Annotated in this window: 6 protein-coding genes; 4 read left to right on the forward strand and 2 right to left on the reverse strand. The window is 65.4% G+C overall.

The window, feature by feature from the left end; all coding sequences use genetic code 11:
• The first annotated feature begins 45 nt into the window (after window positions 1-45).
• A complete protein-coding gene (locus BMW75_RS07020; protein ID WP_092578044.1) occupies window positions 46-909 on the forward strand; it encodes a LysR substrate-binding domain-containing protein in 864 nt (287 codons plus the stop codon).
• Between the two features lie 68 nt (window positions 910-977).
• On the opposite strand, the gene BMW75_RS07025 is transcribed toward BMW75_RS07020, so the two are convergent.
• On the reverse strand, window positions 978-1,604 hold the full coding sequence (locus tag BMW75_RS07025) for an LOG family protein (protein ID WP_076519667.1): 627 nt from the start codon (window positions 1,602-1,604) through the stop codon (window positions 978-980).
• A gap of 52 nt (window positions 1,605-1,656) precedes the next feature.
• On the opposite strand from BMW75_RS07025, the gene polA reads away from it, so the two are divergent.
• From polA to BMW75_RS07040, 3 genes are all read left to right on the forward strand, one after another.
• Window positions 1,657-4,374, forward strand: a complete 2,718-nt coding sequence (gene polA, locus BMW75_RS07030; RefSeq protein ID WP_092578045.1) for a DNA polymerase I — start codon at window positions 1,657-1,659, stop codon at window positions 4,372-4,374.
• Window positions 4,375-4,548: 174 nt separating this feature from the next.
• On the forward strand, window positions 4,549-5,388 hold the full coding sequence (locus BMW75_RS07035; protein ID WP_092578047.1) for a ZIP family metal transporter: 840 nt from the start codon (window positions 4,549-4,551) through the stop codon (window positions 5,386-5,388).
• 56 nt (window positions 5,389-5,444) lie between these two features.
• Window positions 5,445-6,233, forward strand: a complete 789-nt coding sequence (locus tag BMW75_RS07040; protein WP_092578048.1) for a dienelactone hydrolase family protein — start codon at window positions 5,445-5,447, stop codon at window positions 6,231-6,233.
• A 95-nt stretch (window positions 6,234-6,328) separates the two neighbouring features.
• Here BMW75_RS07040 and BMW75_RS07045 read toward each other — a convergent pair.
• Window positions 6,329-6,599, reverse strand: a 271-nt coding sequence (locus BMW75_RS07045; RefSeq protein WP_139208499.1) for an integrase core domain-containing protein, incomplete at its 5' end; no start/stop codon positions are given.

Below are 6,599 nucleotides of genomic sequence, written 5' to 3' on the forward strand. Positions count from 1 at the left end.
CGGGATTTTACGATTTCATCCATCGACAAAACCGTTGGATAAATCATGCCGGGATTCGATCTGGACCAGCTGCGGACGCTGGTGGCGGTGCTGGATGCAGGCAGCCTGACGGCGGCCGCGCCCAAAGTGTTCCTGTCCCAGTCGTCAGTCAGCGAACAGATGCGCAAGCTGGAGGAACGCGCCGGCCAGCCGCTGCTGGTGCGCGGCAAGGCCGGCGTGCACGCCACGCCGGCGGGCGAGCGCCTGCTGGCGCACGCGCGCCGCATCCTGGCGCTGAGCGACGAAGCCTGGCGCGACCTGCGCGGCGTGGCGCTGCAGGGCGAACTGAGGCTGTGCATCACCGACTACTATCGGCCCGGCGACGTGGCGCGCATGTTGCGGCGCTTGAACGAGCAGTATCCGCGGGTGCGCCTGCACGTCACCATCATGAAAAGCGGGGCGATCGAGGCCGCCTATGAGCGCGGCGAAATCGACGTGGGCATTTCGATGGTCATCCAGGAGCGCGGGAGGACGCGTGGCCGGGCGCAAGGCGCGTTGCTGCGCCGCGAGCCGCTGCTGTGGATGGCGGCGCAAGGCGCGGCGGCTCCTACGGCCGATCCGCTGCCGCTGCTGGTGCTGCCGGAAACCTGCGCGCTGCGCCAATACGTGGAGCGGCTGCTGTCGCGGCGCGGCCAGGCGTATTCGGTGGCGCACGTGGCGTCAGGTGTGGCGGGGCTGCAGCTTGCCGTGGCGGCCGGCCTGGGCGTCGCCTGCCTGAACGAATCCGCGCTGGGGGCAGGGATGGCGAGGTTGCACGCGCCCGGCCTGCCGGCGCTGCCGTCAGTGGAATTCCGGCTGCTCGCCGCCCGCCCCGGCGAAAGCGAATTCGTGGGGCTGGCGCGCCAGGCCATCGTGACGGCGATGTCGTAGGCGCGTGGCTGGAGGCGGCGCGCAGGCGGGCGTTGAGCGACGTTCGCGCCCGCCGCGGCCAGGGCCGTTCAGGCGGGCATGGACGGGGCGTACTGTTCGTCCGACGTGACCCGTTCGTGGAATTCAACGACCTTGCGCACCACCTTGACCGGATCGTCTTCGATGATGAAAAGATCCAGGTCGTGCGCGGCGATCATGCCGTTTCCGAGCACCTGGTCGCCCAGCCATTCGGCCAGTCCCGACCAGTATTCGCTGCCGACCAGCACGATCGGGGCAGGCGGGACCTTGCCCGTCTGGATCAGCGTCAATGCTTCGAAGAGCTCGTCCAGGGTGCCGAATCCGCCCGGCATCGCCACATAGGCGAAGCTGTGCATGAAGAACGCCGCCTTCCGAGGAAAGAAGTATTCGAAGGACAGACTGATGGTCTGGTATTCGTTGTTGTGCGCTTCGTGAGGCAGGCTGATGTTCAACCCGACGCTCGTGCCTCCTGCTTCAAACGCGCCCTTGTTCGCGGCCTCCATGATGCCGGGGCCGCCGCCCGCGATGATGGCGAAACCGGCTTCGGCCAGGGCTGCGGAAATTGCGATGGTGGTTTCATAGTACGGAGAATTGCGGCTGACTCGTGCGCTGCCGAAAACGCTGACCGCGGGCCCGATGTGGGCGAGCTTGTCTGCCGCCGTCCGTATCTCTGACATAATCAGCGGAATTTGTTTGCCGGCGGGTGTATCCATATCTGCCTTTGTAACCATGAAAAAAACCTTATTACTGGTCGACGGTTCAAGTTACTTGTACCGCGCTTTCCACGCTATGCCTGATTTGCGCAACGCGCAAGGCGAACCTACGGGTGCGCTCTATGGCGTGGTCAATATGCTGCGCAAGCTTGTATCTGACCATAAGGCAGAGTATGCCGCATGTATTTTCGATGCTCGCGGCAAGACGTTCCGGGACGACCTGTACCCGGACTACAAATCGCACCGTCCCCCGATGCCCGAGGACCTGGCGGCCCAGATCGAGCCCATTCACCGCGCCGTGCGCGCGCTGGGCTGGCCGGTGCTGGCGATCGAAGGCGTCGAGGCGGATGACGTGATCGGCACGCTGGCGCAGCGCGCCGCCCAGCAAGACGTGCACACCATCGTCTCGACCGGCGACAAGGACCTGGCGCAACTCGTGAACAGCCACGTCACGCTGGTCAACACCATGAGCGGCGAAGTCCTGGACGAGGCCGGCGTCGTCAACAAGTTCGGCGTGCCGCCCGACCGTATCGTGGACTACCTCATGCTGGTGGGCGATACGGTGGACAATGTGCCCGGCGTCACCAAGGTGGGACCCAAGACGGCCGCCAAATGGATTACGGAATTCGGCTCGATCGACAAGCTGGTCGAAGGCGCCGACGGCATCAAGGGCGTGGCCGGCAACAACCTGCGCGAAGCCATTCCCAGGTTTCCGCTGACGCGCCAGTTGCTCACGGTCAAGTGCGATTGCGACCTGACCGGACACGTGGACAGCATGGATGACCTGGCGCCGCGTCCGCGCGACGACGCCACGCTCACCGAACTGTATGAACGCTACGGGTTCCGCACGTGGCTGCGCGACCTGACCGGCGATGCCGAGCGCGTGCCCACGGGCGATGCGCGCATCGCGCACGAAGCGCCGGCCGCGCCCGCCACCACCGATTACCGCATCATCTCCGACTGGACCGCCTTTGACGCGTGGATGACGGCGATGGGCGAGGCGTCGATCGTGGCCCTGGACACCGAGACGACGTCGCTGGACGAGATGCAGGCCCGGCTGGTGGGCCTGTCGATGTCGGTCGCGCCGGGCGTGGCCTGCTACATCCCGGTCGCGCACCGCGGTCCGGATGGCGCCGTCCAATTGCCCAAGGACGAGGTGCTGGCGCGGCTCAAGCCCTGGCTGGAAGACCCGGCGCGCGCCAAGCTGCTGCACCACGCCAAGTACGACACGCATGTGTTCGCCAATGAAGGCATCCGGCTGGCCGGCGTAGCCGAGGACACCATGCTGCAGGCGTACGTGCTGGAGTCCCATCGCGGCGTGGGCCTGAACGACCTGGCGCAACGCTACCTGGGCCGCAGCGGCGTTTCCTACGAAGACCTCTGCGGCAAGGGCGCCAAGCAGATCGGCTTTGACGAAGTGGCGGTGGACAAGGCGGGGCATTATGCCGCCGAGGACGCCGATTTCACGCTGCAACTGCACCAGGTGCTGCGTCCGATGGTCGCCGCCGATGCCGGGCTGGAACGCATCTATCGCCTGGAAATGCAGGTGTCGGCCGTGCTGACCACCATCGAGCGCAATGGGGTGAAGGTCGACGCCGCGGAACTGGGCCGCCAGAGCAACAAGCTCGGCCAGGAGATGCTGCAACTGGAACAGAAGGCCTACGAGCTTGCGGGCCAGCCGTTCAACCTGAATTCCCCCAAGCAACTGGGCGAGATCCTGTTCGGCCGCATGCAGCTTCCCGTGGTGCGCAAGACCGCCAGCGGCGCGCCGTCGACCGACGAGGAAGTGCTCAGCAAGCTGGCGCTGGACTATCCGCTGCCGCAGGTGCTGCTGGAATATCGCGGCCTGTCCAAGCTGAAGTCGACCTACACCGACAAGCTGCCGCGCATGATCAATCCGGCGACGGGCCGCGTGCATACGCACTATTCGCAGGCGGCCGTAATCACGGGGCGTCTTGCCTCGTCGGATCCGAACCTGCAGAACATCCCGGTCCGCACCGAGGCCGGCCGGCGCGTGCGCGAGGCGTTCATCGCCGAGCAAGGCATGCTGCTGTCGGCCGACTATTCGCAGATCGAGCTGCGCATCATGGCGCACGTGTCGGACGACGCCAACCTGCAACGCGCCTTCGCGGCCGGCGAGGACATCCACCGCGCCACCGCGTCCGAGGTGTTCGGCGTGCCGCTGGAAGGCGTCACCACGGAACAGCGTCGTGCCGCCAAGGCCATCAACTTCGGCCTGATCTACGGCATGGGGGTGTTCGGCCTGGCGTCCAACCTGGGCATCACGCGCGACGCCGCGCAGGCCTACATCGACCGCTACTTCGCGCGCTATCCGGGCGTGGCCATGTACATGGACAACACGCGGCGTCTCGCGCGCGAGCAGGGGTACGTGGAAACGGTCTTCGGGCGGCGGCTGCAGTTGCCGGAAATCCGGGGCGCTTCGGGCCCGCGCCGGCAAGGCGCCGAGCGGGCGGCCATCAATGCGCCCATGCAGGGCACCGCGGCCGACCTCATCAAGATGGCCATGGTGGCGGTGCAGGATTGGCTCGATGCCGAGAACCTGAAGACGCGCATGATCATGCAGGTGCACGATGAACTGGTGCTGGAAGCGCCTGACGACGAGCTGGAGGTGGTCAGGGAAGCCCTGCCGCGCCTGATGTGCAACGTGGCGACGCTGCGCGTGCCGCTCGTGGCCGAGGTGGGCGTCGGCAAGAACTGGGAGCAGGCGCACTAGGTCCGCACTGCGGGCCGGCCTGCCGCCCATTTGGGGCAGGGCAAGCCTGGGTCAGCGGGCCGCCGCGCCTGGTTCGCGCATGCCGATGGGCCGCCCTGGGGCGGCCCATTTCCGCTTTTCAGATTGCAACAATATAATGTTGCGCTTTCCCCGCCCTTTTTTCGCCCCCCCTCCATGTTGCTGCTCTGGGTCCTGCTTGCCACCATCACCGGCGGCCTGATTGCCGTCCTTATCGCGAGCTGGCTCGCGTACAAGGTTTTTGCCAAATACCTGCATCACATGGTGAGCCTGTCGGTGGGCGTGCTGCTGTCGGTGGCCCTGCTGCATCTACTGCCCGAGGCCTTCGAAACCGGCGTCGGCAATGCCCATGTGCTATTCGGGCTGATGCTGGCGTCGCTGATCGGCTTTTTCGTGCTGGAGAAGATCGCGCTGCTGCGCCACAGCCATCACCACGAAGGCGACGGCCATCACCACCACAAGGGGCACGACCGTCACGAGGCAGGGCGGGGCGGGGTGCTGATCCTGATCGGCAGTTCGCTGCACAACCTGTGTGATGGCGTCCTGATCGCCGCGGCGTTCCTGACGGATCCGCTGCTGGGCGTGTTGACCGCCGCATCGATCATCATCCACGAGGTGCCGCACAAGCTGGGCGATTTCGTGGTGCTGCTGAACGCCGGGCTGCGCCGCCGCCGCGCCTTCGCGCTGATACTCTTCACCAGCTTGTGTTCAGCGGTGGGCGGCATAATAGGGTACTTCGTGCTGCAGTTGGCGCAGGACTGGGTGCCGTACATTCTGGTGGTGGCCGCAAGCAGCTTCCTGTATATCTCGGTGGCTGACCTGATGCCGCAAATGCACGAGCGGGTATCCCTTTCCGATGCCGTTCCGCAACTGCTGCTGGTCGGAATCGGCGTGGCGCTGATCTACAGCGTCACGACCCTGATGCATCACGGGCACGAACATGGCGCGCATGAGGACCATGGCGCGCCCCATGCGGAGCACGGCCACTCGCACTAGCGCCGACGGGGCGGTGAGGGATGGCCGGTTTCGTCCACCCCTCAAAGGAGTTCTCCATGAGTTTTTCCGCCGCCGCCGGCAATGTCGCCGCCACCGTCATCCACACCGATACGCAGGGACTCGTCCACGGGGATTTCCAGCTTCCCGTGACGGACGGCCCGATCGACGCCTACTATGCCGCGCCGCAGGGCCAGCGTGATCTGCCGATCGTGCTGGTGATCCAGGAAATCTTCGGCGTCCACGAACACATCAAGGATCTCTGCCGCCGCCTTGCCAAGTCGGGCTATCTGGCGGTCGCTGCCAATCTTTACCAGCGCCAGGGCGACGCGTCGGCGTATACCGATATTCCCAAGCTCATTTCGGAACTGGTCAGCAAGGTGCCGGACGAACAGGTCTTCGGCGACCTGGACGCCAGCGTGGCATGGGCCGCGGCCAATGGCGGAGACCCGCGCCGTGTGGCCGTGACGGGCTTTTGCTGGGGCGGAAGGCTGACCTGGATGTACGCGGCGCACAATCCCGACGTGAAGGCCGGCGTGGCCTGGTACGGCAAGCTCAGCGTGGGCCATGGCCCCCTCATCAAGCGCGTGGCGTTCGACGTGGTCGACGAACTGCAGGGCCCCGTCCTGGGCCTTTACGGCGGCCGCGATGCCAGCATCCCGCTGTCCGACGTCGAAACCATGAAGGCCAAGCTGGCCGCCGGCAACGCCGCGGCAAAGCTGTCCGAGATTGTCGTCTACCCCGAGGCCGACCATGCTTTCCTGGCGGACTACCGCGCCAGCTACCATGCCGAAGCCGCCCAGGATGGCTGGAAGCGGATGCTGGAGTGGTTCAAGCGGTATTTGTGAGCCAGGCAGGGTGAGGCGGCCATGCTGAGCCAACAATCCTGAGCCTGACCCGTCCTGCCATAGGTTGACACCTACGGCACGGTATCCGTAGCAGGCTACGGACTGAACACCCGATGAACTTCATCGGGTGTTTTGCATTGTAGGGACAGGTGCGGTCGCTCGGTGTTGTAGATATCGACGGACTGCTTGACCATGAGCCGGGCTTGGGCCAGATCAGCGGGCCTGTGGAGCAACAACTCTCCCTTCAGGATGCCGTTGACCCGTTCTGCCAAGGCATTCTGGTAGCAGTCGTAGCCGTCAGTCATTGAGCAACGGATGCCGTGCCGCGCGTGCAGGCGCTGGTAGTACGTTGAGCAATACTGGATT

Origin of the sequence: Achromobacter sp. NFACC18-2 (genome assembly GCF_900108985.1) — a bacterium.
GTDB lineage: Bacteria > Pseudomonadota > Gammaproteobacteria > Burkholderiales > Burkholderiaceae_B > Achromobacter.